The organism is Pseudomonas sp. SDO5271_S396, from assembly GCF_054071795.1.
This window is the reverse complement of the sequence record NZ_JBSVWB010000006.1, coordinates 121,333-143,875: the sequence shown is the minus strand read 5'-3', so window position 1 is coordinate 143,875 and position 22,543 is coordinate 121,333. Positions and strand designations below refer to the sequence as shown.

Here is a 22,543-nt window from a genome sequence, read left to right as displayed (position 1 = left end):
TGCCATTTATGTGTGCAATTCATATTCAACCGCACCATTACGTAACACCTACGCCGCTTATCCTTCCCCGCTTCAAATTCCCCATCTACCGCTCAAAAATAAATAGCTGTTCAAACGGTCAATTTATATCGCTTTAAATTCAGCATGTTACTTAAATAACCTATAAAAACGAAATTAACCGAGGTTTTCATAGATCGAAAGCTGGCACGCATGTGGCTTAAGGTGAAATACGCTTTGTATACAATAAATACAAAACCTACATACACTTTGTCCTCTGCCGCTCTGTTGCAGAGGCTCTGGAGCCTGCCGGAATGCGTACAAGCCTCTCGAACGACATCGCACTGGATCTGCCCTCCGCTTCCCTGAACCCCACCACAAGCAGCAGCCCCGGCCCGCTGGTACTCAGCCCGCGCCTGCACAATCGCGACCTGGCGCCTACCAAGGTCGAAGGCCGGCGCTGGGGGCGCTACAGCATCTTTGCGCTGTGGACCAACGACGTACACAACATTGCCAATTACTCGTTTGCCATCGGTCTGTATGCATTGGGGCTGGGCGGCTGGCAGATTCTGTTGTCCCTGGGGATCGGCGCGGCGCTGGTGTATTTCTTCATGAACCTGTCGGGGTACATGGGGCAAAAGACCGGCGTGCCCTTTCCGGTGATCAGCCGTATCAGTTTCGGCATCCATGGCGCACAGATTCCAGCGTTGATCCGTGCAGTGATCGCGATTGCCTGGTTCGGCATCCAGACCTACCTGGCCTCGGTGGTTTTCCGCGTGCTGCTGTCGGCGATTCATCCAGGGTTCGCCGACTACGACCACAACTCGATCCTCGGCCTGTCGACCTTGGGCTGGGCGTGTTTTGTGGTGATCTGGCTGGTGCAACTGGTGATCCTGGCCTACGGCATGGAAATGGTGCGCCGCTACGAAGCCTTCGCCGGGCCGGTGATCTTGCTCACCGTGGCGGCGCTGGCCGGCTGGATGTACTTCCAGGTGGGCGGCCAGATTGCCTGGTCGATCCGCAAGCCGCTGAGCGGCGGCGAAATGTGGCGCAATATTTTCGCCGGCGGTGCGCTGTGGCTGACAATCTACGGCACGCTCATCCTCAATTTCTGCGATTTCGCCCGCTCTTCTCCCTGCCGCAAGACCATCATCGTCGGCAACTTCTGGGGGTTGCCGGTGAATATCCTGGTGTTCGCCGCCATCACCGTGCTGCTGTGCGGCGGGCAGTTCCAGCTCAACGGACGGATCATCGAAAGCCCGACCGAAATCATCGCAGCCATCCCCAATACCTTCTTCCTCGTGCTCGGTTGCCTGGCCTTCCTGATCGTCACCGTGGCGGTGAACATCATGGCCAACTTCGTCGCGCCGGCCTTTGTGTTGAGCAACCTGACGCCCAAGTACCTGAACTTCCGCCGCGCCGGATTGATCAGCGCCACCGTGGCGGTGCTGATCCTGCCGTGGAACCTCTATAACAGCCCATTGGTGATCGTGTATTTCCTGTCGGGCCTGGGCGCGCTGCTCGGCCCGTTGTACGGCGTGATCATGGTCGATTACTGGCTGATCCGTAAAAGCCGCGTGGACGTGTTGCAGTTGTACAGCGAAGACCCGAATGGCGTTTATTACTACAGCCGTGGGGTCAATCTACGCGCCGTGGCAGCATTCATTCCCGCAGCGGTGATCGCGATCCTGCTGGCGCTGTTGCCCGGGTTCGCCAGCGTCGCGCCTTTTTCCTGGATGTTTGGCGCCGGTATTGCAGGGTTGCTGTACCTGTTGATCGCCAAGCGCCAACCGTATTACGCCGATGTCAGCGGCGAGAGCATTGCAGTCGATAACGTCAGTCATTAATCAAGGACCTCCCATGCGTATCCTCGTGGTCAACGTCAACACCACCGAATCCATCACTGAAACCATTGCTCAGCAGGCACGGGCCGTGGCCGCGCCGGGCACCGAGATCGTCGGGCTCACCCCGTCCTTCGGTGCGGAATCGGTGGAAGGCAACTTCGAAAGCTACCTGGCGGCCATCGCGGTGATGGACCGAGTGATGGCCTACGACCAGCCCTTCGACGCAGTGATCCAGGCCGGCTACGGCGAACATGGTCGCGAAGGCTTGCAGGAATTGTTGAATGTGCCGGTGGTGGACATCACCGAAGCCGCCGCCAGCACCGCAATGTTCCTGGGCCACGCCTACTCGGTGGTGACCACCCTGGACCGCACCGTGCCCCTGATCGAAGACCGCTTGAAACTCGCCGGCCTGTACCAGCGCTGCGCTTCGGTGCGGGCCAGCGGCATGGCGGTGCTGGAACTGGAGGAGGACCCGCTGGCCGCCATGGAAGCCATCGTGCGCCAGGCCGAACTGGCCATCCGCGACGACAAGGCCGAGGTGATCTGCCTGGGTTGCGGTGGCATGGCCGGGCTCGATGAGCAGATTCGCCAGCGCACCGGTGTCCCGGTGGTGGACGGGGTGACCTCGGCGGTGACGATTGCCGAATCGCTGGTGCGGCTGGGGTTGTCCACATCCAAGATCCGCACTTATGCGACGCCGCGGCCGAAGAAGATCATCGGCTGGCCGGGGCAGTTTGGCCGGTAGACCGAGTCGCCAGCATCGCGGGCAAGCCCGGCTCCCACAGGAGATCGCATCTTTCCTGTAGGGGCTCTACAGTTGAACGCATTTTCCTGTGGGAGCTGGCTTGCCTGCGATGGCCGCGCCTCGGTCTACAGCCCGGCTCAAACCGCGCTGAAGCGCTCACCCAATCGCTGCTCTGCAAACTGCTCGATGATGAACCCCACGAACGCCCGGGTCTTGCCGGGCAGCAGCTTGTGTTCGGCGTAATAAAGGGAAATGTTGCCGTCGTCGACGTACCAGTCGGGCAATACCCGCACCAATTCACCTTTGTCCAGAAACGGCACCGCCATCGGCATGCTCACCAGCGCAATGCCCAGGCCCTGGGCGCTGGCGCAGCAGGCCGCTTCGGAGTCACTCATGGTCATGCCGGGCTTGAGCACCAGCGGGCGTTGTTCACGTTCGCGACTGGTCAGTTGCCAGGAGCGTATGCGGCCGGTTTGCGGTGAGCGGATCAGGATGCCGCTGCAGCGCGCCAGGTCTTCCGGCCCCTGCACCGGAGGGCGTTGCGCCAGATAAGCCGGCGCGGCGACCAACACGCGGTGCGCCGGCCCCAGCTTGCGCGCCACCACCCCTTGAGGCAGTTCGAAGCCACCGCCAATGGCGGCATCGAAGCCCTGCCCGATCAAGTCGACCTGGCGGTTATCGAAATGCCAGTCCGGGCTGATATCCGGGAAACGCTGCAAGAACGCCCCCAGCAGCGGCACCACGTAGCGGTTGCCAAACACCGTGCCCATGCTGACCTTGAGCGTGCCCACCGGGCGCCCTTCGGCGCTCGCCAGGTTGGCCACCGCATTCTGGATGGTGATGAGGCTGCCACTGACCTCCTCGAGAAACAGCTTGCCGGCTTCGGTCAGGGTCAGGCGCCGTGTACTGCGCTGGAACAACCGAACGCCCAGCCGTGCCTCCAGCTTCGCGACGCTTTTGCCGACCGCCGCCGGCGTGAGGCTCAGGTGCCGCGCAGCCTCCGCAAAACTGCCGCCTTCGGCGCTGCGCACAAAGCATTCGATACTGCCAAAGCTCTCCATACCGTCTCACTCTAAACTTTTGGTTTACACAGACTATAGCAATCACGGTCTACCGGGAGGGCCTGGCCAGGTCGATACTCGGTTCCAACAACAAGGCATTCCGCCTTGAACTCGCTAGGAGATCGACATGACCACACACAACCTCACCGGCAAAGTCGCCCTGATTCAAGGCGGTTCCCGCGGCATCGGCGCCGCCATCGTCAAGCGCCTCGCCGCGCAAGGTGCAGCCGTCGCCTTTACCTACGTCAGCTCGGCCACCAAGGCTGAAGACCTGCAAAACAGCGTGATCAGCGAAGGCGGCAAAGCCTTGGCGATCAAGGCCGACAGTGCCGACGCAGAAGCGATCCGCCACGCCGTCACCGCCACCGTCGAAGCCTTCGGCCGCCTGGACATCCTGGTGAACAATGCCGGCGTGCTGGCCATCGCACCGCTGGAAGACTTCAAGCTGGAAGACTTCGACCAGACCTTGGCGATCAACGTGCGCAGCGTATTTATCGCGACTCAGGAAGCGGCCAAACACATGGGCGACGGCGGCCGGGTGATCAACATCGGCAGCACCAACGCCGAACGCATGCCCTTTGGCGGTGGCGCTCCGTATGCCATGAGCAAATCGGCGCTGGTGGGACTGACCAAAGGCCTGGCACGGGATCTGGGACCGCGGGGCATCACTGTCAATAACGTGCAGCCCGGGCCGGTGGACACCGACATGAACCCGGCGAACGGTGACTTTGCCGAGAGCCTGATCGGCTTGATGGCGGTGGGACGGTATGGTCAGGTGGAAGAGATCGCCAGCTTTGTCGCCTATCTGGCGGGCCCGGAAGCGGGTTACATCACCGGTGCGAGCTTGACCATCGACGGTGGCTTCAGCGCATAGCCCAATGTGGGAGCCGGCTCCCACATTTTGATCGCGCTCAGTGTTTGAAAGGTGGCAGGCCGTAGACGGCCAGGTCGAAGTCCGCGAGTTTGCGGATGATCTGGTCGGCGTGGTGGTACTTGCTGTCGGCCATGGCTTCATCGGGCACGGCGATGGCGGTCATGTGGGCGGCCTTCGCGGCGGTGACGCCGAAAGGTGAATCCTCGAACACCAGGCAATCCTCGGGGGCAATGCCCAGGCGGCGGGCGGCGGTGAGGAAGATGTCGGGCGCAGGCTTGGCGGCGCCGACTTCCGGGTCATCGGCGGTAACAATGGTGTCGAACAGACCAAACCATTCGCGGTGCAGGGTCGTCTTGTGGCCGAACGAATGGCGCGACGAACTGGTGCCCACCGCAATCGGAATATTGTGCGCCTTCAAGTGCCGCACCAGCGCTTCGGCACCGGGCATGCCCTGGGCCTTGGGAAAACGCTCGCTCATCAGCGGCTCGCGGATCACCAGGAACTCGGCCGGCGTGATCGGCAGATCCAGCGCCTTGACCACATAATCGGCCAGGTCCTGGGCCCCGCGCCCGATGATGTGCTGCTTGATCCCCCAGTCATAGGTGCGGCCATAGCGCTCGGCAATGAGTTGCGTGACTTCTGTGTAGATGCCTTCTGTGTCCAGCAGCAAACCGTCCATATCGAAAATCACGGCCTTGATCGGGCCGGCGGTACGCGGTGCATTCATCACAACGGATCCTTTGGGGGGAAGGACTAAAAGGATTCAGCACAATAGCGGGCCGGGTTGCCCGCAAGCAACCATTGCGGACAACCCGGCCTTCCCCGTTTGACTTCACTCCGGGAAATCCGCGCCTTCGGTGACCTCGGCCCAGGCTTCGAAATCCGCATTCAGCGCCTTGACCTTGGTCCGTGCAAAACCCAGGGCGGCCTTGCCCAACAGCAGGCGCTGGGGCGGCTGTTCCGCTTCCACCGCCTTGACGATGGCAATCGCCGCCCGCACCGGATCACCCGGCTGCTTGCCGCTGTAACTGCGCACCGCACTGGCACGCGCCACCGCCGTCTCGCGGTAGTCGTCAATGGCGTGCGCCGCCTCATTGGCCGAACGCCCGGCCCAGTCGGTACGAAACGGCCCCGGCTCGACCAGCAGCACTTTGATGCCCAACGGCGCGACTTCCTGGGACAGCGCTTCGGACAACGCCTCCACCGCGAACTTGCTGGCGTTGTAGAAACTCAGCGCGGGAAATGCCGCAATACCGCCGACCGAAGAAATATTCACCACGGTGCCCGAGCGTCGCGCCCGCATGCCGGGCAATACGCCTCGCGTCATGGCGCTGAGGCCCCAGACATTGATCTCGAACATGCGGCGCACTTCGTCCAACTGGCTTTCTTCGAACGCACCGAAGTAGCCGACGCCAGCATTGTTGACCAGCACGTCGATCTGCCCGAAACGCGCCTGAGCCGCCGCTATTGCAGCTTCGACCTGAGCCGGGTCGGTCACATCCAGCGCCTGTACCAGGGCAATGTCCTCGAAGCCTGCGACGATATCCTGAACCTGCTGCGGGTTACGCGCCGTCACAACGGTTGGGTAGCCCAGACTCAAGGTGTACGACGCCAACTGGCGCCCGAAACCGGTGGAACAGCCGGTGATGAACCAAACGGGTTTTGCAGTGGAATGGGTCATGGGTAAGCCTTGCGAGTGTGTGTGGGAAAAGTATGCTCACGGGCGTTCTTGTTAAAAAGATGCATAATCCGGAAGACCCTTTCGGAAAAACCACACAATGGACACGCCTGACTTTCAGCAATTACGCCTGTTCCAGCAGGTGGCACACGCCAAGAGCTTCACCCAGGCGGCCGATGCGGTGAGCCTGTCGGTCTCGACCGTGAGCCAACGCGTCGGTGCCCTGGAAAAGCAGTTGGGCGTGCGTTTGCTCAACCGCACCACCCGTAGCGTCAGCCTGACCGAAGCCGGTGCGCAGTTGCTGGAAAAAATCACCCCGTTGTTGGAAGAGCTGGAAACCAGCTTGCGCAGCGTCGCCGCTGCCACGGTCGAGGCCAGCGGTACCCTGCGCCTGAATGTGCCCTCCACCGCCAGCCGAATGCTGCTGCAGCCGATGTTGCAGGGTTTCCTGCGCAAGCATCCGGGGATCAACCTGGAAGTCGCGGTCGACAATGCCTTGGTGGACATCGTTGCCCAGGGCTTTGACGCGGGGATCCGCTATGACCATGTATTGGCCGAGGACATGGTGGTGATCCCCGTGGCCCGGCAACTGCGCTTTGTGATCGTCGCCACCCCGGGCTATTTGCAGGGCCGCACAGTACCGACCCATCCCCATGATTTGCTCGAACATGAATGCGTCAATTACCGCAGCGCGCAGACCGGTCTGCTGCACCGCTGGGACTTTGAAAGGGACGGCAAGCCGCTGCGCGTTTCCGTCAAGGGCCGGCTGGCCACCAACGATATCGAGCTGATGGTCCGCGGCGCACTCGACGGCTTCGGCTTTGCCTACGTGGCGCGCTCCAGTGTCGAACCCTATCTGCAATCCGGCGAGTTGGTGGAGGTCTTGGGCGACTGGATCACCCACAGCGCGCTGTACTTGTATTACTTCAATCGCAGCAACACGCCGAAAAAACTGCGGGTGTTCATCGATTATCTGCAAGAAACCCTGAGCGCTTGAAGGCCAGCGCAAGCTCGTTGATCAAACGTTCCGGGGCAGGTTGCCCATGCCGATCAGCGTCGCTTCCACTGCCTCGTCCAGCGGCGTGTGCGGTTCGCGGCCCAGGGCCTGCACCAATGGACGATTGTCCATCAACAGCGGGATTTGCCACAGGTAACGCATCTCCTGCAATTCACGCAAGGTGGTGACGAAGGGCGCAGCCAGCTTCAGCAACCACCAGGGAAACAGGCCTGCGCGGGGTTCGGTGCCGGTCCTGCGCAGCACGATGCGACGTATCGCCTCGACCATCTGGCGGCCGTCGTGATCCACATGCCCGGCCATGTGAAACCGTGCAAACGGCGCCAGCGCTTCGCGACGCTCCAGCAGTTGAAGCATCGTGCGCGCCACATCAGGCAGGTAGGCCCACTGATGTGCGATGCCTGGCGCGCCGGGATAACTGATTCTGCCTACCGGTTTGCCGGGCTTGACCAGCCCCTGGGAAAACCAGCTGTTGGCCGCGCCGCCCCCGAAAAAATCCCCCGCCCGCACGATCAGCACCCGGGCACCTTGCCGCGACGCATCGAACAACCGCTGCTCCAGTTGCACACGGATCGCGCCCTTGCGGGTGTGCGGATGCTGGGGCGAGTCTTCGCGCAACCTCGCAAACGCATCCGGCCCGTAGTTGTAAACCGTGCCAGGTAACACGATGGTCGCGCCTTCGGCGATGGCGGCCGCGATGGTGTTATCGATCATCGGCAATACCAGTTGCGCCCAGTTGCGATAACCCGGCGGGTTCACGGCGTGAACGATCACCACGCAGCCACGGGCGGCGGTCAGTACGTCTTCACGGTTCAGTGCGTCACCCTTGAGCCAGGTGAACGCCGCATTCTGGCCACGTGCCTTGTCCACGTCGCGGGTCAATGCACACACCTCCCAGCCTGCCGCGTTCAACTGCCGCGCCACTTCACCGCCAATACCTCCCGTAGCACCCAATACCAGCACTTTGCTCATCACCGCCTCCCGCCACTGTGTGTTGTGGAGGACAGTGTGTGCGGGGCGCCGCTATAGATAAATTGCCGAAGATTGTTAAGTCGCTATACATTTATGCATGGCATCGAATATTGGATGGGAGCTTTATCGGTCGTTTCTCGGTGTACTCGAGGAAGGATCGTTGTCGGGGGCCGCACGGTTGCTCGGCATCACGCAGCCCACGGTCGGCCGGCATATTGCCGCGCTGGAGACGGCGCTGGGCGTGGTGCTGTTCACCCGTTCACCCACCGGCCTGTTGCCGACAGCGATGGCGCACACCCTGCGCCCCCACGCCGAAACCATGGCGCGCACGGCGGCCGCTCTGGAACGGGCCGCCTCGGCCCAAGGCGATGACGTGCGCGGTGTGGTGCGAGTTTCCGCCAGCGAGGTGGTCGGCGTGGAAGTGTTGCCGCCGATCCTCACCGAACTGCGCCGAACCCATCCGCTCCTCAAGGTTGAACTGGTGCTGACCAATCGCCTGAGCGACCTGTTGCAACTGGAAGCCGACATCGCCGTGCGCATGGTGCGCCCTCGCCAGGAACAACTGCTGGCGCGGCGCGTGGGCTTGATCGAAGTGGGCCTGCATGCCCGCGATGACTACCTGCAGCAACACGGCACGCCCCAGCAGATGCAGGATCTGGCACATCACTCGGTGATCGGTTTCGATCAGGAAAACGCGTTTATCCGCAGCCTGGCAATCAAAGGCTTCGAACGCAGCGCCTTTGCCCTGAGCAGTGACAGTGACCTGGCACAACTGGCACTGATCCGCGCTGGTGCTGGGATCGGCGGCTGCCAGGTGCAATTGGCCAAGCGCGACCCGCGTCTGCGGCGGGTGCTGCCGCAAGGCGTCTCCATAGCGCTGGACACCTGGGTCACCATGCATGAAGACCTGCGCACCAGCCCGCGCTGCCGGGTGACTTTTGATGCGCTGGTCGAGGGTTTGCAGCGTTACGTACAGGATTGAGACAGCTGGCGTGGTGAACAATCACACGCCCTCATTCCGTTCACAGACAGCCCTATGTCCGAAACCTTCGAAGTCCCCAGCCCCCACGAAAAACACCTCGAACACACCACCGAACATGCCCACGGCCGTGGGGACAATTTCGCCAGTCGCATTGCCGTGATGACCGCCCTGATGGCCACCCTCGGCGCCATGCTCAGCTATCAGGCCGGCTCCACCGAAAGCGAAGCGGCGATGGACAAGAACAACGCCGCCATCTTCAAGACCGAAGCCGCCAACCAGTGGAATTACTACCAGGCCAAATCCAGCCGCCAGAACCTGGCGGAACTGGCTACCCACATTCCCGGCGTGGATGCGGCGCATTACACGGCAGAGATCGAGCGTTACAAAAGCCAGAAGGAAGACGTGCGCAAACAGGCCGAGAAGCTGGAGGCCACCTCAAGGGAATGGGATGAAAAATCAGAACAGGCACTGCACCAGCATCACCGCTGGGCCCAGGCCATGACGGCGATTCAGATCGCAATTTCGCTGGCGGCGATCACCTTGCTGACACGGCGGGAATGGTTGAAACGCCTGTCGTATACGGCCGGCGGGGCAGCGGTGGTGCTGGGTAGTCTTGCCTGGTTGCATCTTTAGACATACGCCCGGGGCCTGCCGTTTTTTTCGACAGAAAACGTCGTCGGACACCGCTTTTTTGCCTTGGTTGGGTCATCACCTCGCTATATAGTAAAAAGCATAACGAAGCCCATGCCCAACTCAAGGAAACGCCGGTGACCGCACAACCCAAGGAAGCCGTGGGCGCCGCCTACAGCATCGACGCCATGCGCCATGCCCAGGCCATGACCTGGCAAGCCATCGATCACCTCGCCCGGCGCATCCGTCCCGGCATGCGTGAATCCGAAGCCCGTGAACTGGGCAAGCACGTGCTCGCCGACCTCGATATGCAGCGCATTTGGCACCCGTTGCTGGTGCGTTTCGGTGGCAACACCCTCAAGGCCTTCAACCAGCGTTCCGAGGGCGACCCGGTGTTGGGTGAAAACGATATTTTCTTCATCGACATGGGCGCCGTCTGGCAGGGCCATGAGGGCGATGCGGGCGCTACGTTCAGCACCGGCAACGACCCGGAAATGATCGCCTGCGCCAACGCCGCCAAAACGCTGTTCGACCGGGTGGAATCGCGCTGGAGAAACGACCGGATGGTGGGTCTCGAGCTGTACCGCTACGCCGAAGAACAGGCCCGGGCCATGGGCTGGCAGTTGAACCTCGACATCAAGGGCCACCGCGTCAGCGACTTTCCCCACGCCATTCATCGCGGCGGTGACCTGGGGGATTTCGAGCACTACCCGAATGCCGGGCTTTGGATCCTGGAAATCCAGATCGCGCACCCGACCAAGCCCTACGGCGCTTTCTACGAAGACTTGCTCGCCTGACCTTTAAGGACCATCAATGGAACTCTCCACCGATCATCCTGTGTTGCTTTTTTCCTACGGCACGTTGCAGGACAAGGCCGTGCAACTCACTAACTTTGGCCGCGAACTCACTGGCCAGCACGACGCAATGCTCGGTTATTCGAAGAGCTGGGTCGAGATCACCGACCCTGAAGTGTTGGCCACCAGCGGCAAGACCCATCACCCCATCGTGGCCCCCACCGCCGACAACGCCTGCAGCGTTGAAGGCATGGTCTTTCAGATCACCGAGCAGGAACTGGCAGCGGCGGACGCCTATGAAGTGTCGGACTACAAACGGATTTCAGTCGCCCTGGCCTCGGGCCTGACTGCCTGGGTGTACGTGCAGGCGTGAAGATAAAAACTCTCCGGCATGAATCTCAAGGAACAACGGCCACCGCATCGATCTCGAACAACGCTCCTTCGACCACTAACCGGGAAACTTCGACCGTAGTACTCGCCGGAGGCGCGCCCGTATTGACGAAGCTGTCGCGGACCTCGCGCAGCAAAGGCAGCTGAGTTCTGGCATCCGTCACGTACATGTTGATTTTCACCACGCTCTCCCATTGGGCGCCCGCAGACTCAAGGGCCACCTGGAGGTTCTGAAAGGCCTGATGAGCCTGCGCCCGGAAGTCGCCCGGCGCGCCTGCCATCTTTCCGTCCGGCAGAAAACCCAACTGCCCCGAAACGAAGACCGTCCGCTGCCCGGCAGGGACGACCACTACATGTGAGTAACCGAATGGCTTGGCGATGCCAGGAGGGTTGGCGAAGTTCGCGCTTTGTGCATGGGCGCTTCCTGCCGCGATGAGTGTCATTGCCGCGCATACAAGTTTCAGGAACTGCATGGAAATCTATCCTTCGAGGGTCTGGGCATGGTCACGACCACAGGGGGGTGCCTGTGATCGTCATGCGCTTGATACTGCCCCCGGTGTGAAAGGCCGGGGTTCGCGCAGAGGTGGGCTCGACGCAACGATAGCCTCTCGCGCGAAAAAATCACTTATCTGTCCGGGCTCTGCCCCATATGGCCGTTTTTCAGACGCCAAAAACCACAAAACCCCTGGTTTCTCTCGAAACCAGGGGTTTTGTTTACATCGAATTTGGCGGTGAAGGAGAGATTCGAACTCTCGATACAATTTCTTGTATACACACTTTCCAGGCGTGCTCCTTAAGCCACTCGGACACTTCACCGTATCTCGTCAAACCGTTCAGTCTGTCGAGGCGCGCTAATGTAGTCGAAAGCCTTGCTGATGGCAAAGGTTTTTTTCAGAATTTTCATGCGCTTAGAAGGTAATACCAGGCAGGGTCCCGTAAGGGGCGGTGATTCTGCCATTCTCGGGCATCGCGTGCAGGTGTCTGGGGCCGTTGCTGCGCGTTGCCACGGGCGCTTGCGGGTCGGTGTGCGGGAAAAGTCTGACTGGGCAGTCAGTCACGGCGCTTTACCGAGACAGACGGGGTGGGTAACGTTTGGGTATGCCCCTCTATAACAAACCCTACAAGGAACCGCGTCATGAGTGAGTTGATTGCCTACCACCTCGAAGACGGTATCGCGACCCTGACCTTGAGCAACGGCAAGGTGAATGCCATTTCCCCGGCGGTGGTCAGCGCCTTTAATGAAGCGCTGGACCAGGCCGAGAAGGATCGCGCGGTGGTGATCATCACCGGGACACCGGGGATTCTGTCGGGCGGTTACGATTTGAAAGTGATGACCGCCGGGCCCAAAGAAGCCATTGGCTTGGTCACATCCGGCTCGACGCTGGCGCGGCGCCTGTTGTCGCACCCCTTCCCGGTGATTGTGGCCTGCCCCGGGCACGCGGTGGCCAAGGGCGCGTTCCTGCTGTTGTCGGCGGATTACCGGATTGGTGTCGAGGGCCCGTTCAGCATTGGCCTGAATGAAGTGGCGATCGGCATGACCATGCACCACGCGGGCATCGAGTTGGCGCGGGATCGTTTGCGCAAGTCGGCGTTCCATCGCTCGGTGATCAATGCCGAGATGTTCGACCCGCAAAGCGCGCAACAGGCGGGTTTCCTCGACAAGGTGGTGGCACCGGAGGAATTGCAGGCGGCAGCCCTGGAAGCGGCACGTCAATTGAAGAAACTGAACATGAACGCCCACAAGCACACCAAACTGAAAGTACGCAAAGCACTGCTGGAAGCCCTGGACGACGCGATCATCCAGGACCAGGGCCACATCCTGAGCTAAGCCACCACCATGCGCAGTGCCGGAGCCCGACCTTGAGTCGGGCTTTTTCTTACAAATTAACCTGAGAGCGAGCGGGTCGCTCTAGCCTGCCCCTTTTGGCACAGGTTGAAACATGTACTCAAACATCGCCTATCTCCCACGTCCGCAGGGGCAATTGCCGAATACAGTGCACATCCGTACACTGCGCCACCTTTTGTCTCGATAGGCCGTGTCGATGCTGTTTCTGTTGCGTATGTTGTTGATGGGCCTGCACTTTATCGTCGCGGGCGCATTGGGCGTGCTGTTGGGCCTGTGCCGACCGTTCAACCCAGACAACAGTCGTTTGTGCGCGCGCCTGTATGCCGTGCCGGCCATGTGGATCCTGCGGTTGAAGGTGAAGGCCGATGTCGATTCGTTGCGCGACAAACCCGGCACCTGTGTGGTCATCGCCAACCATCAGTCCAACTATGACCTGTTCGTGTTCGGCACCGTGGTGCCCCATCGCACGGTGTGCATCGCCAAGAAAAGCCTGAAATGGGTGCCGTTTTTTGGCCAGTTGTTCTGGTTGGCCGGCAATGTGCTGATCGACCGCGGCAACGCTCACCAGGCGCGCCGCGCGATGCTCACCACCACCCAAACCTTGCAACATGAAGACACCTCGATCTGGGTGTTCCCGGAAGGCACGCGCAACCTGGGCAACGGCCTGCTGCCGTTCAAGAAAGGGGCGTTCCATATGGCGATCAGCGCCGGCGTGCCGATCGTGCAAGTGTGCGTCAGCAACTACGTCAGTCATATGCAGCTCAATCGCTGGAACAGCGGTGATGTGCTCATACGCTCGTTGCCGCCCATTCCGACTGCCGGGATGACGGTGGATGACATTCCCCGGTTGATGCAGGCTTGTCAGGCGCAGATGGCGGCGTGCATTGAAGAAATGGATGCCGCTATTGCTCAGGGCAATCCTGAGTTGCGAACGGCTTGAGGTTTGGGGTGCTTCGCCCCCCCTCCGCGAGCAAGTTCGCTCACCCCAAGTGCCAAGTGCTGTAACAATCGAACTCGCCTCAGGCTAAGCTGCCCAACATCTGTCCTCCCAACAAGAAGCGATCAGCACCATGGGTAGAGTTGTTGCGGCCGCCGTTTACAGCGCTGGCAAGAAAGTCACGGATATCACTCTCGACGAAGGCGCGGCCTGGGCCGCCAAACCCGGCCACTTTGTCTGGATCGGCCTGGAAGAACCCAACGCCCAGGAACTGGCCAACCTGCAACGCCAATTCAATCTGCATGAACTGGCCATCGAAGACGCCCTGGAAAAACACAGCCGACCGAAGCTGGAAACCTTCGGCGATGCGCTGTTTATCGTCACTTATTCACCGGTGCGCGAGAACGGCAAGCTGGTGTTTATCGAAACCCATATCTTTGCCGGCAACGGCTACATCATCACCGCGCGCAACGGTCATTCGGCGTCCTACAAATACGTGCGCCAACGTTGTGAGGCGCGACCACTGCTGCTGGAGCATGGGGAAGATTTCGTGCTCTATGCGCTGCTGGATTTCGTCACCGAGAACTACCAGCCGGTGAGCGAGGCGATCCATGCGGAAATCGACGAACTGGAGCGCAACGTGCTGTGCAGCTCGTTGAGTGAGCGTGATATCCAGAACCTCCACGGCCTGCGCCGCGACGTGTTGCGGCTCAAACGGCATGTGGCGCCGATGGTGGAGATCAGCCAGGAATTGCAGAAGCTGAGCTTCCCGTTCATCGACAAGAATATGCGCCCGTATTTCCGGGATGTGCAGATCCACGTCACCCGGCAGATGGAAGACCTCACGACCCTGCGCGATATCGCCAGCCAGACCATCGAGATCGGCGTCTTGCTGGAGGCATCGCGCCAGAGCGTGGTGCAACGCAAATTCGCAGCCTGGGCGGCGATCCTGGCGTTCCCCACCGCTGTAGCGGGGATTTACGGGATGAACTTTCAGAACATGCCCGAGCTGCAATGGCACTACGGTTACTTTGCCGTGCTCGGGCTTATCGCGGTGGGCTGCACCAGCCTGTGGGCCAGCTTCAAGCGCTCGGGCTGGCTTTAAGCGGTGGCCTCGGGCTTGTGCGCCACGAAGCGCATCATCCATTCCGCCACGGTCACGCCGTGGTGGTCACGCGCGAGGCTGGCCACGCCGCTGGTGTAGATTTTTTCGCCCAGGTTCGCCTGGCGAATATCCAGCAAGGCGCGTGAATAATCGTGGATGAACTCCGGGTGGCCCTGGAAGCACAACACCTGATCGTTGATGTGGTACGCGGCGAACGGGCAAAAATCGCTGGAGGCGATGACGGTAGCGTTTTCCGGCAGCGCGGTGACCTGGTCCTGGTGGCTGATCAACAGCGTCAGTTCTTCCACCACCGGGCTCATCCACGGCGCCTTGGCGGCCATCTGGTAGTTGTGAATGCCCACGCCCCAGCCCTGGCTCGCCCGCTCGCTCTTGCCGCCCAGCAACAGCGCCAGCAACTGGTGGCCGAAGCAGATGCCCAGCAGCTTGTCGCCACGCTCGTAGCGGTTCAGGAGGTAGGTCTTGAGGGTCTGGATCCAGGGGTCGGTGCCGAAAGAGTCGGCTTTGCTGCCGGTGACCAGGTAAGCGTCGAACACCTGGTCGTCAGCGGGATAGTCGCCGTTCATCACGTTGTACACGGTGAACTCGGCAGCAATCGGCTGCTGGGAAAACAGACGCTGGAACATCTGCCCGTAGCCCTGATATTGGTCCACCAACTCCGGGCGCAGGACATCGGTTTCCAGAATGCAGACGCGTAGCGACATAAAAAATACCTGACACGGTGATGGGAATAATGCACACCCAAGCCTGCCTTGAAATGCACCTGCAAAGCAAGCCCGCCAAGCGCCTCATGTGGGAGCGGGCTTGCCCGCGATAGCGGTGTATCAGTCAACGTATTTGTCGGTTGATATAGCGTCATCGCGGGCAAGCCCGCTCCCACACAAGTTCTGCTCTGATCGTTCCCACATGGGGTCTGCATCAATCATTCGATCAGGTAAATATCTCGCCCTGCGCGGCCTTCTCCAACAGCAACGCCGGCGGTGCAAAGCGCTCGCCATACTGCTCGGCCAGGTAGCGGGCGCGGGCGATGAAGTCGTCCAGGCCGTACTGGTTGATGAACTGCAATGCGCCACCACTCCAGGCGGCAAAGCCAATGCCAAAGATCGAACCGACGTTGGCGTCTGCCGTGGACAACAGCACGCCCTCTTCTACGCAGCGCACGGTCTCGATGGCCTGGATAAACAGCAGCCGGTCGCGCACGTCCTGCGGCGAAATCTGCTTTTCCGCCTGCTGGAAGCGGGTTTTCAACTCGGGCCACAGGTGTTTGTGCCCACTGGCGGGATAATCATAAAAACCGCCGCCCGCCGCTTTGCCCGTGCGTTTGTACTCGTTGACCAACAACTCGATCACCCGCGTGGCCGGATGCGCCGGCATCGCCTTGCCTTCGGCTTGCAGGTCTTTCGCTGTCTGCTGTCGGATATGGCTCATCAGGGTGAGGGACACTTCATCGGACACCGCCAGCGGCCCCACCGGCATGCCGGCCTTGCGTGCTTCGGTTTCAATCAGCGGCGCCGCCACGCCTTCGCCGAGCATGGCGATGCCTTCGCTGGTGAACGTGCCGAACACCCGTGAGGTGAAGAAGCCGCGACTGTCATTGACCACAATCGGGGTTTTCTTGATTTGCAGTACGAAATCAAAACCTCGAGCCAGGGTTTCATCGCTGGTGCGAGCACCCTTGATGATTTCCACCAACGGCATCTTGTCCACGGGGCTGAAGAAATGCAGGCCGATAAACTTGCTTTGGTCAGGCACGGCGGTGGCCAAGCCACTGATGGGCAAGGTCGAGGTGTTGGAAGCGATCACCGCGTCGGGGCCGACCACCCCTTGGGCGGCGGCGGAGACGGTGGCTTTCAGTTCACGGTTCTCAAACACCGCTTCGATGATCAGGTCACAGCCGGCCAGATCAGCATCGGAGGCCGTAGGACGGATCCGCGCCAGGGTGATTTCCCGCTGCTCGACGGTCAATTGCCCACGCCCGACTTTTTTGTCCAGCAACGCCGCCGAATGTGCCTTGCCCTTTTCGGCAGCCGCCAGGTCGATGTCTTTGAGCACCACCTCAATGCCTGCGCAGGCGCTGACATAGGCGATACCGGCGCCCATCATTCCCGCGCCGAGTACACCCACATTGCGCGTCACATAAGGCGCAAACCCCCGGGGGCGCGAGCGGCCGGCGTTGATATCATTAAGCTGGAACCAGAAGGTACCGATCATGTTTTTCGCCACCTGGCCGGTGACGAGCTCGGTGAAATAGCGGGTTTCGATCAGGTGCGCGGTGTCGAAATCCACCTGGGCACCTTCGACGGCGGCGCACAAAATCTTCTCCGGAGCAGGGAAGCAACCCTGGGTCTTGCTGCGCAGAATCGACGGGGCAATGGCGAGCATCTGCGCCACTTTCGGGTTGGACGGCGTGCCGCCCGGGAGCTGAAAGCCCTTGTTGTCCCAGGGTTGTTTAACCTCTGGGTTGGCCAGAATCCAGGCTCGGGACTTAGCCAGCAATTCGTCCCGATCCGCCGCCAGCTCATCAATCAAACCGGCCTGCAGCGCCTGTTGCGGTCGAACCTTCTTGCCTTCCAGCAGGTACGGCAACGCCTTTTCCAGCCCCAGCATGCGTACCATGCGTACCACCCCGCCGCCGCCCGGCAGCAGGCCCAGGGTGACTTCCGGCAAGCCCAGTTGCACCGACTTGTCATCCAGCGCCACCCGATGATGGCAGGCCAGGCAAATCTCCCAACCGCCCCCCAGCGCCGCGCCGTTGATCGCGGCCACCACCGGTTTGCCGAGGGTTTCCAGGCGACGCAGCTGCGCTTTCAATATCCCGACGCCGTCGTAGAACGCCTGGGCACGGGCCTTGTCGACCTTGATCAGTTCATTGAGGTCGCCACCGGCAAAGAAGGTCTTCTTGGCCGAGGCGATCACCACCCCGGCGATGCCCTCCTTCTCGGCTTCCAGCCGCGTGAGCGTGGCCGCCATGGCCTCGCGGTACGCGCCGTTCATGGTATTGGCGCTCTGGCCTGGCATATCGAGGGTCAGCACCACGATCTGGTCCTGGCCTTTTTCGTAACGAATGGCGTCGGTCATGACAGCTTCCTTGGGCTCAGAGACGTTCAATAATGGTAGCGATGCCCATGCCACCACCGACACACAGGGTGGCCAGGCCGTAGCGCTGCTGGCGCAGTTCCAGCTCATCGAGCAAGGTGCCGAGGATCGCGCAGCCAGTGGCGCCCAAAGGATGGCCCATGGCGATGGAGCCGCCGTTGACATTGACCCGCGCCGCGTCGATGCCCATGTCCTTGATGAACTTGAGTACCACCGAGGCAAAGGCTTCGTTGACTTCGAACAGGTCGATGTCTTCCACACGCAAACCAGCCTTGGCCAACGCCTTGCGCGTGGCGGGCGCCGGCCCGGTGAGCATGATGGTCGGGTCGGTGCTGGTCACCGCCGTGGCGACCACACGCGCCCGAGGTCGCAGGCCCAATTCGCGGCCTTTGGCCTCGGAGCCGATCAGCATCAACGCAGCACCGTCGACGATGCCGGAGCTGTTGCCCGGCGTATGCACATGGTCGATGCGCTCCACATGGCTGTAGACTCGCAGCGCCGTGGCGTCGAAGCCCATCTGCCCGATCATTTCAAAGCTCGGCTTGAGTTTGCCGAGGCCTTCGAGGGTGGAGTCGCCTCGAATGAACTCGTCATGGTCCAACAGCACAATGCCGTTCTGGTCCTTCACCGCGATCAGTGACTTGTCGAAGGAACCGTCCGCGCGCGCCCTGGCCGCTTTCTGCTGGGAATGCAGGGCGAAGGCGTCGACGTCTGCACGACTGAAGCCTTCCAGGGTGGCGATCAGGTCTGCGCCGATCCCCTGGGGCGTGAAATGAGTGTGCAGGTTAGTGTGGGGGTCGAGCACCCAAGCCCCGCCGTCACTGCCCATGGGCACGCGGGACATCGACTCGACACCACCCACCACCACCAGGTCTTCGAAGCCGGAGCGTACCTTCATGGCGCCCAGATTGACTGCCTCCAACCCGGAAGCGCAGAAGCGATTGACCTGCACGCCGGCGACGCTGATGTCCCAGTCGGCTACCAAAGCGGCAGTCTTGGCGATGTCGGCGCCCTGGTCGCCGATGGGGGTCACGCAGCCCAGCACGATATCATCCACCTGATGGGTATCGAGGTCGTTGCGCCGGGCCAGCGCGGTAAGCAAACCGGCCACCAGGTCGACCGGCTTGACGCTGTGCAAGGCACCGTCGGCCTTGCCTTTGCCCCGGGGCGTACGTATCGCATCAAAGATCAAAGCTTGGGTCATGACGTCCTCGAACCGCTGTGCAGGTGTGCCCTTACCTTAGGCCCGATTGACACGGTTTCAATGACGGATGCGCTCATTGCTTTTGACCCCCACGCTCGGACGAACGGTAGGTCCCTACGGGAAACCCGGGGTTAATCGTTTTAGCTGTCTAGCCAAGGGGCTGGCGCCAAGATGGCGATAGGCCTCATGCCGTTTTTAACGCGAATTCTGACTAGCTGATATGAAATGGATCTAAGCCGCGAAGAACGAGGGCTCTAAGGTTGAATCTGTAAGGAGCTGCTGCCGGGTTTTGCTGGAGCAGCCGTAAGAATCAGCCGTAAGAAAAGTGCAACGTCACCTCGCGATACTGAAATAAACCGGCACGCATTTGACGCTCAGGAATAACAACAAAAGGCAGTCAGCCATGTTCAAGCATACGAAAGTTCGTCAGGCGGGACTCATTCTGTTCGCCACCACACTGATTCTGATCTTGCCCAATTTAACCAAGGTTATCGGGTGACCTCTCAGTCCTCACATTCCGTGCATTCATTGCATCAGGACGGCAGCGTTTGGCAGCACCTGCCAGGGCATTGCGTATAGCGGTCCTGTTGCAGGGGCTGTCTTTTTGCGCGTGAATTTCCGGTATCTTGGGCCCCATTGCCACCTTGCCATCGGGCTTTCCCATTGAAATCGATCCTCGCCCTTCTCGCGCTGTTCATCGCCCTGCCCGCCTCGGCAGCCTCCTTGACCCTCGAGCTCGACCACGCCAGCACGACTTGGCAGACCGCCGACCTGCTCAAGCGTGCGGACGCGCAGACGGTGCAGATCATCGGTGACGTTTCCTACAAGCGCACCATGACTTATCGCGCCGTGCCGCTGGCGGCGCTCTTGCCGGGCCTGCAGCCGAACGATCATCTGCAAGCCGTGGCCCTCGATGGATTCGCCGCTGAACTCGCCGCCGCGCCGTTGCTGCAAACCTCCGGGGCCCGGGCTTGGCTGGCGGTGGAAGACCCGGCCCAGCCGTGGCCTGCACTGGCGCCGGGCAAACCGAGCGCCGGGCCGTTTTACCTGGTGTGGACCGATCCGCAGGCAGGGGCTATCAGCCCGGAGCAGTGGCCATTTCAGCTGTCAGTGATCAAGCAATTGAAGACCGTGGCCGAGCGTTTCCCCGCGTTATTGCCCGACCCGAAACTGCCAGCCAATGACCCGATCAATCAGGGCTTCGCACTGTTCCAGAAAAACTGCCTGGCCTGCCACCGCCTCAATGGGGCCGGTGATGCCCAGGTGGGGCCGGACCTGAATATTCCCTACAACCCCACCGAATATTTCGGCGGTGATTTCCTCAAGCGCTATATCCGCGACCCGCAGAGCCTGAGGCATTGGCCGCAGGCGAAGATGCCGGCGTTCGCAACCAGCGTGTTGCCGGACAGCGAGCTGGAGTTGCTGGTGGGGTATTTGAAGCATATGGCGGGGCGCAAGCAGCCCTGATCTAGGGATTGATTGTTCCCACGCTCCGCGTGGAAACGCATCCTGTGACGCTCCGCGTCACGACTTCAACAGCGGACGCGGAGCGTCCAGGGCGGCATTCCCACGCGGAGCGTGGGAACGATCGGTCACTACAGGGTTTACTGTTGCTGCACCGAGATCACTGGTGTCGGCGCGACGAAGACCTTGGCATGCATCTGTTCATGCCCGCCGCCACGGCGCATGCCACGCACAGGGCAGGCATCGAGGTAGTCCAGGCCCACGGCGAGCTTCAGGTGCCGCTCCGGCCTGGCCAACTGGTTGGTCACGTCAAAGCTGTACCAGGCGCCCTCCAGCCAGGCTTCTGCCCAGGCATGACTGGCCAGATGGCTGCTGTCTTCCGAGTACAAATACCCCGACACGTACCGCGCCGGAATCCCCAGGCTGCGCGCGCAAGCCAGAAACGCATGTGTGTGGTCCTGGCACACGCCGGCCCGGCCCGCAAACGCTTCGGCAGCGCACGTGTCGACTTCGGTGGCGCCGGGCGTGTAGACCATCGCCTGGTTGAGCGCGTGCATCAAGTCGATCAAGGCCGTGCGGTCGCGACGTGGATGACAGTGCTGTTCGGCAAAACGGCGTAGCGCTTCATCGGGCTCGGTCAGGCGCGTATTGCGCAGAAACGGAAACGCCGATTGAGTCTCGTATTCAGCCTCGCGCGACGCGTCGATATCCACCTGGCCACGGGCGCCAATGATGATCGCATCGTGGGGTTCATCCAGGGTCAACACGTGCAGGATGTTGCCGAACGGGTCCACTTGCGCGCGCACCGGACGCGGCAGATCCAACTGCCAACTGAGCACTTGCTGGCGCTCGCTGTCATGGGGCGTCAGGCGCAGATACTGAATGCTGGCGCGCACCTGATCTTCGTAGTGGTAGGTGGTTTCGTGGGTGATGGAGAGTCTCATGCAGCCTCCAGGTAAGCACTGTAGATGGCGTCGCCCAGTTGGCGGACCTGCGGGATGAAATCGGTCAACCAGGCGTGCAGGCCTTCCTCGAGGATTTCGTCGATGGCGGTAAAGCGCAGGCGCGCGTCCATCTCGGCGGCCAGGCGCTGGGCCGGTCGACCGTTGAGGCCGGGCAGGCTGGCGAGAATCTGGTCGATCTCTTCGCTGCAAGCGCGCAGCGAACGCGGTACGTCGGCGCGCAACAGCAACAGTTCCGCGACTTGCCGGGCACCCGGGGCATCGCGGTAGATCTCGGTGTAAGCCTCGAACGACGACAAGGCCCGCAACAACGCACTCCATTGATAGTACGCGTGGGCGGTGCCGTCAGTGACGGTGTCGGCGCGATCGCCAGCCATTTCATAGCGCGCATCCAGCAGACGCAGGGTGTTGTCGGCCCGCTCGATAAAGGTTCCCAGGCGGATGAAGCGGAACGCGTCGTTGCGCATGATGGTGCCGTAGGTGGCGCCGCGAAACAGGTGCGAGCGCTCCCTGACCCTCTCGCAGAACCGGCTCATGCCGTAGCGGCTGAGACCTTGCTGGGCGATCTCGCGAATATCCAGCCAGGTCGCGTTGATGTTTTCCCACATGTCGGCGGTAATTCGCCCACGCACCGCATGGGCACTGGCCCGCGCAGCACCGAGGCAGCTGTAGATGCTGGCGGGGTTGGCCGCATCCAGCGCGAAGAAGTGCAGCAAGTGCTCTGCATGCAGGTCACCGTGGCGCTCGCGATAATCCTCCAGGGTGCCGGTGATCAGCAGCGGCATGGCCAATTCATGCAAGCCGTCACCGTGGCCGTTCTGCGGCATCAGTGACAGCGAATAGCTCACCTCCAGCATGCGCGCGAGGTTTTCCGCACGCTCCAGGTAGCGTGACATCCAGTACAGGTCCGAAGCAGTTCGACTCAACAT

Annotated in this window: 22 protein-coding genes and 1 tRNA gene; 12 read left to right on the top strand and 11 right to left on the bottom strand. The window is 61.1% G+C overall.

All coding sequences use genetic code 11. The features are described from left to right. The first annotated feature begins 311 nt into the window (after positions 1-311). Positions 312-1,844, top strand: a complete 1,533-nt coding sequence (locus ACW9IN_RS07295; protein WP_457365244.1) for an NCS1 family nucleobase:cation symporter-1 — start codon at positions 312-314, stop codon at positions 1,842-1,844. 13 nt (positions 1,845-1,857) lie between these two features. After that, entirely contained in the window at positions 1,858-2,586 is a 729-nt protein-coding gene (locus ACW9IN_RS07290; RefSeq protein WP_457365243.1) for an aspartate/glutamate racemase family protein, read from the top strand. 137 nt (positions 2,587-2,723) lie between these two features. Here the strand turns inward: ACW9IN_RS07290 and ACW9IN_RS07285 are convergent, their stop codons facing one another. Next, a complete protein-coding gene (locus ACW9IN_RS07285; protein WP_457365242.1) occupies positions 2,724-3,647 on the bottom strand; it encodes a LysR family transcriptional regulator in 924 nt (307 codons plus the stop codon). A 127-nt stretch (positions 3,648-3,774) separates the two neighbouring features. On the opposite strand from ACW9IN_RS07285, the gene ACW9IN_RS07280 reads away from it, so the two are divergent. Continuing rightward, on the top strand, positions 3,775-4,521 hold the full coding sequence (locus ACW9IN_RS07280) for a 3-oxoacyl-ACP reductase family protein (protein ID WP_457365241.1): 747 nt from the start codon (positions 3,775-3,777) through the stop codon (positions 4,519-4,521). A gap of 37 nt (positions 4,522-4,558) precedes the next feature. Here ACW9IN_RS07280 and ACW9IN_RS07275 read toward each other — a convergent pair whose 3' ends face one another. Together ACW9IN_RS07275 and ACW9IN_RS07270 are read right to left on the bottom strand one after the other, a co-directional pair. Continuing rightward, positions 4,559-5,248, bottom strand: coding sequence for an HAD-IA family hydrolase (locus tag ACW9IN_RS07275; RefSeq protein WP_457365240.1), 690 nt, complete (start codon positions 5,246-5,248; stop codon positions 4,559-4,561). A gap of 105 nt (positions 5,249-5,353) precedes the next feature. Then, positions 5,354-6,202 (bottom strand): oxidoreductase, encoded by an 849-nt coding sequence (locus ACW9IN_RS07270; protein ID WP_457365239.1) that lies wholly within the window; start codon positions 6,200-6,202, stop codon positions 5,354-5,356. Positions 6,203-6,299: 97 nt separating this feature from the next. On the opposite strand from ACW9IN_RS07270, the gene ACW9IN_RS07265 reads away from it, so the two are divergent. Beyond that, positions 6,300-7,196 (top strand): LysR substrate-binding domain-containing protein, encoded by an 897-nt coding sequence (locus tag ACW9IN_RS07265; RefSeq protein ID WP_457365238.1) that lies wholly within the window; start codon positions 6,300-6,302, stop codon positions 7,194-7,196. Positions 7,197-7,217: 21 nt separating this feature from the next. Here the strand turns inward: ACW9IN_RS07265 and ACW9IN_RS07260 are convergent, their stop codons facing one another. After that, positions 7,218-8,186: an NAD(P)H-binding protein gene (locus ACW9IN_RS07260; protein WP_457365237.1), complete on the bottom strand. Its 969-nt coding sequence runs from the start codon at positions 8,184-8,186 to the stop codon at positions 7,218-7,220. A 97-nt stretch (positions 8,187-8,283) separates the two neighbouring features. Here ACW9IN_RS07260 and ACW9IN_RS07255 point away from each other — a divergent pair, with 97 nt between their 5' ends. From ACW9IN_RS07255 to ACW9IN_RS07240, 4 genes are all read left to right on the top strand, one after another. Beyond that, positions 8,284-9,168, top strand: a complete 885-nt coding sequence (locus ACW9IN_RS07255; protein WP_457365236.1) for a LysR family transcriptional regulator — start codon at positions 8,284-8,286, stop codon at positions 9,166-9,168. 54 nt (positions 9,169-9,222) lie between these two features. After that, on the top strand, positions 9,223-9,801 hold the full coding sequence (locus ACW9IN_RS07250) for a DUF4337 domain-containing protein (protein ID WP_457365235.1): 579 nt from the start codon (positions 9,223-9,225) through the stop codon (positions 9,799-9,801). Positions 9,802-9,935: 134 nt separating this feature from the next. Beyond that, on the top strand, positions 9,936-10,595 hold the full coding sequence (locus ACW9IN_RS07245) for a M24 family metallopeptidase (protein ID WP_457365234.1): 660 nt from the start codon (positions 9,936-9,938) through the stop codon (positions 10,593-10,595). 16 nt (positions 10,596-10,611) lie between these two features. Next, complete coding sequence (locus ACW9IN_RS07240; RefSeq protein ID WP_457365233.1) at positions 10,612-10,965, top strand: gamma-glutamylcyclotransferase family protein; 354 nt, start codon at positions 10,612-10,614, stop codon at positions 10,963-10,965. 25 nt (positions 10,966-10,990) lie between these two features. On the opposite strand, the gene ACW9IN_RS07235 is transcribed toward ACW9IN_RS07240, so the two are convergent. Beyond that, the gene (locus ACW9IN_RS07235; RefSeq protein ID WP_457365232.1) at positions 10,991-11,455 is read right to left on the bottom strand and encodes a RidA family protein; all 465 of its coding nucleotides are present in this window, start codon (positions 11,453-11,455) and stop codon (positions 10,991-10,993) included. A 253-nt stretch (positions 11,456-11,708) separates the two neighbouring features. Continuing rightward, positions 11,709-11,798, bottom strand: a tRNA-Ser gene (locus ACW9IN_RS07230). Between the two features lie 319 nt (positions 11,799-12,117). On the opposite strand from ACW9IN_RS07230, the gene ACW9IN_RS07225 reads away from it, so the two are divergent. From ACW9IN_RS07225 to ACW9IN_RS07215, 3 genes are all read left to right on the top strand, one after another. Next, a complete protein-coding gene (locus ACW9IN_RS07225) occupies positions 12,118-12,810 on the top strand; it encodes a crotonase/enoyl-CoA hydratase family protein (protein ID WP_457365231.1) in 693 nt (230 codons plus the stop codon). 214 nt (positions 12,811-13,024) lie between these two features. Next, entirely contained in the window at positions 13,025-13,768 is a 744-nt protein-coding gene (locus ACW9IN_RS07220) for a lysophospholipid acyltransferase family protein (RefSeq protein ID WP_457365291.1), read from the top strand. A gap of 130 nt (positions 13,769-13,898) precedes the next feature. Then, entirely contained in the window at positions 13,899-14,870 is a 972-nt protein-coding gene (locus ACW9IN_RS07215) for a magnesium and cobalt transport protein CorA (RefSeq protein ID WP_457365230.1), read from the top strand. On the opposite strand, the gene ACW9IN_RS07210 is transcribed toward ACW9IN_RS07215, so the two are convergent. The 3 genes from ACW9IN_RS07210 to ACW9IN_RS07200 all read right to left on the bottom strand — a co-directional run bounded on the left by ACW9IN_RS07210 (position 14,867) and on the right by ACW9IN_RS07200 (position 19,188). Continuing rightward, positions 14,867-15,592 carry an amidotransferase gene (locus tag ACW9IN_RS07210; protein WP_457365229.1) on the bottom strand — a complete coding sequence of 242 codons (726 nt, stop codon included), beginning with the start codon at positions 15,590-15,592 and terminating at the stop codon, positions 14,867-14,869. The two genes, ACW9IN_RS07215 and ACW9IN_RS07210, sit on opposite strands and share 4 nt — an antisense overlap. Before the next feature lie 226 nt (positions 15,593-15,818). Then, positions 15,819-17,966 (bottom strand): 3-hydroxyacyl-CoA dehydrogenase NAD-binding domain-containing protein, encoded by a 2,148-nt coding sequence (locus tag ACW9IN_RS07205; RefSeq protein WP_457365228.1) that lies wholly within the window; start codon positions 17,964-17,966, stop codon positions 15,819-15,821. 16 nt (positions 17,967-17,982) lie between these two features. Next, on the bottom strand, positions 17,983-19,188 hold the full coding sequence (locus ACW9IN_RS07200; RefSeq protein ID WP_457365227.1) for an acetyl-CoA C-acetyltransferase: 1,206 nt from the start codon (positions 19,186-19,188) through the stop codon (positions 17,983-17,985). Positions 19,189-19,851: 663 nt separating this feature from the next. Here ACW9IN_RS07200 and ACW9IN_RS07195 point away from each other — a divergent pair. Next, positions 19,852-20,655 (top strand): c-type cytochrome, encoded by an 804-nt coding sequence (locus ACW9IN_RS07195; RefSeq protein ID WP_457365226.1) that lies wholly within the window; start codon positions 19,852-19,854, stop codon positions 20,653-20,655. A 137-nt stretch (positions 20,656-20,792) separates the two neighbouring features. On the opposite strand, the gene ACW9IN_RS07190 is transcribed toward ACW9IN_RS07195, so the two are convergent. Together ACW9IN_RS07190 and ACW9IN_RS07185 are read right to left on the bottom strand one after the other, a co-directional pair. After that, the gene (locus ACW9IN_RS07190; protein WP_457365225.1) at positions 20,793-21,596 is read right to left on the bottom strand and encodes a transglutaminase family protein; all 804 of its coding nucleotides are present in this window, start codon (positions 21,594-21,596) and stop codon (positions 20,793-20,795) included. After that, a complete protein-coding gene (locus ACW9IN_RS07185; protein ID WP_457365224.1) occupies positions 21,593-22,543 on the bottom strand; it encodes an alpha-E domain-containing protein in 951 nt (316 codons plus the stop codon). The genes ACW9IN_RS07190 and ACW9IN_RS07185 overlap by 4 nt, the downstream gene beginning before the upstream one ends.

Coding starts and splice junctions, on each gene's coding strand:
- ACW9IN_RS07290 (WP_457365243.1), top strand. CDS start 1,858: ATGCGTATCCTCGTGGTCAACGTCAACACCACCGAATCCATCACTGAA.
- ACW9IN_RS07270 (WP_457365239.1), bottom strand. CDS start 6,202: ATGACCCATTCCACTGCAAAACCCGTTTGGTTCATCACCGGCTGTTCC.
- ACW9IN_RS07240 (WP_457365233.1), top strand. CDS start 10,612: ATGGAACTCTCCACCGATCATCCTGTGTTGCTTTTTTCCTACGGCACG.
- ACW9IN_RS07235 (WP_457365232.1), bottom strand. CDS start 11,455: ATGCAGTTCCTGAAACTTGTATGCGCGGCAATGACACTCATCGCGGCA.
- ACW9IN_RS07200 (WP_457365227.1), bottom strand. CDS start 19,188: ATGACCCAAGCTTTGATCTTTGATGCGATACGTACGCCCCGGGGCAAA.
- ACW9IN_RS07280 (WP_457365241.1), top strand. CDS start 3,775: ATGACCACACACAACCTCACCGGCAAAGTCGCCCTGATTCAAGGCGGT.
- ACW9IN_RS07250 (WP_457365235.1), top strand. CDS start 9,223: ATGTCCGAAACCTTCGAAGTCCCCAGCCCCCACGAAAAACACCTCGAA.
- ACW9IN_RS07220 (WP_457365291.1), top strand. CDS start 13,025: ATGCTGTTTCTGTTGCGTATGTTGTTGATGGGCCTGCACTTTATCGTC.
- ACW9IN_RS07185 (WP_457365224.1), bottom strand. CDS start 22,543: ATGTTGAGTCGAACTGCTTCGGACCTGTACTGGATGTCACGCTACCTG.
- ACW9IN_RS07210 (WP_457365229.1), bottom strand. CDS start 15,592: ATGTCGCTACGCGTCTGCATTCTGGAAACCGATGTCCTGCGCCCGGAG.
- ACW9IN_RS07260 (WP_457365237.1), bottom strand. CDS start 8,186: ATGAGCAAAGTGCTGGTATTGGGTGCTACGGGAGGTATTGGCGGTGAA.
- ACW9IN_RS07225 (WP_457365231.1), top strand. CDS start 12,118: ATGAGTGAGTTGATTGCCTACCACCTCGAAGACGGTATCGCGACCCTG.
- ACW9IN_RS07265 (WP_457365238.1), top strand. CDS start 6,300: ATGGACACGCCTGACTTTCAGCAATTACGCCTGTTCCAGCAGGTGGCA.
- ACW9IN_RS07205 (WP_457365228.1), bottom strand. CDS start 17,966: ATGACCGACGCCATTCGTTACGAAAAAGGCCAGGACCAGATCGTGGTG.
- ACW9IN_RS07275 (WP_457365240.1), bottom strand. CDS start 5,248: ATGAATGCACCGCGTACCGCCGGCCCGATCAAGGCCGTGATTTTCGAT.
- ACW9IN_RS07255 (WP_457365236.1), top strand. CDS start 8,284: ATGGCATCGAATATTGGATGGGAGCTTTATCGGTCGTTTCTCGGTGTA.
- ACW9IN_RS07215 (WP_457365230.1), top strand. CDS start 13,899: ATGGGTAGAGTTGTTGCGGCCGCCGTTTACAGCGCTGGCAAGAAAGTC.
- ACW9IN_RS07285 (WP_457365242.1), bottom strand. CDS start 3,647: ATGGAGAGCTTTGGCAGTATCGAATGCTTTGTGCGCAGCGCCGAAGGC.
- ACW9IN_RS07295 (WP_457365244.1), top strand. CDS start 312: ATGCGTACAAGCCTCTCGAACGACATCGCACTGGATCTGCCCTCCGCT.
- ACW9IN_RS07190 (WP_457365225.1), bottom strand. CDS start 21,596: ATGAGACTCTCCATCACCCACGAAACCACCTACCACTACGAAGATCAG.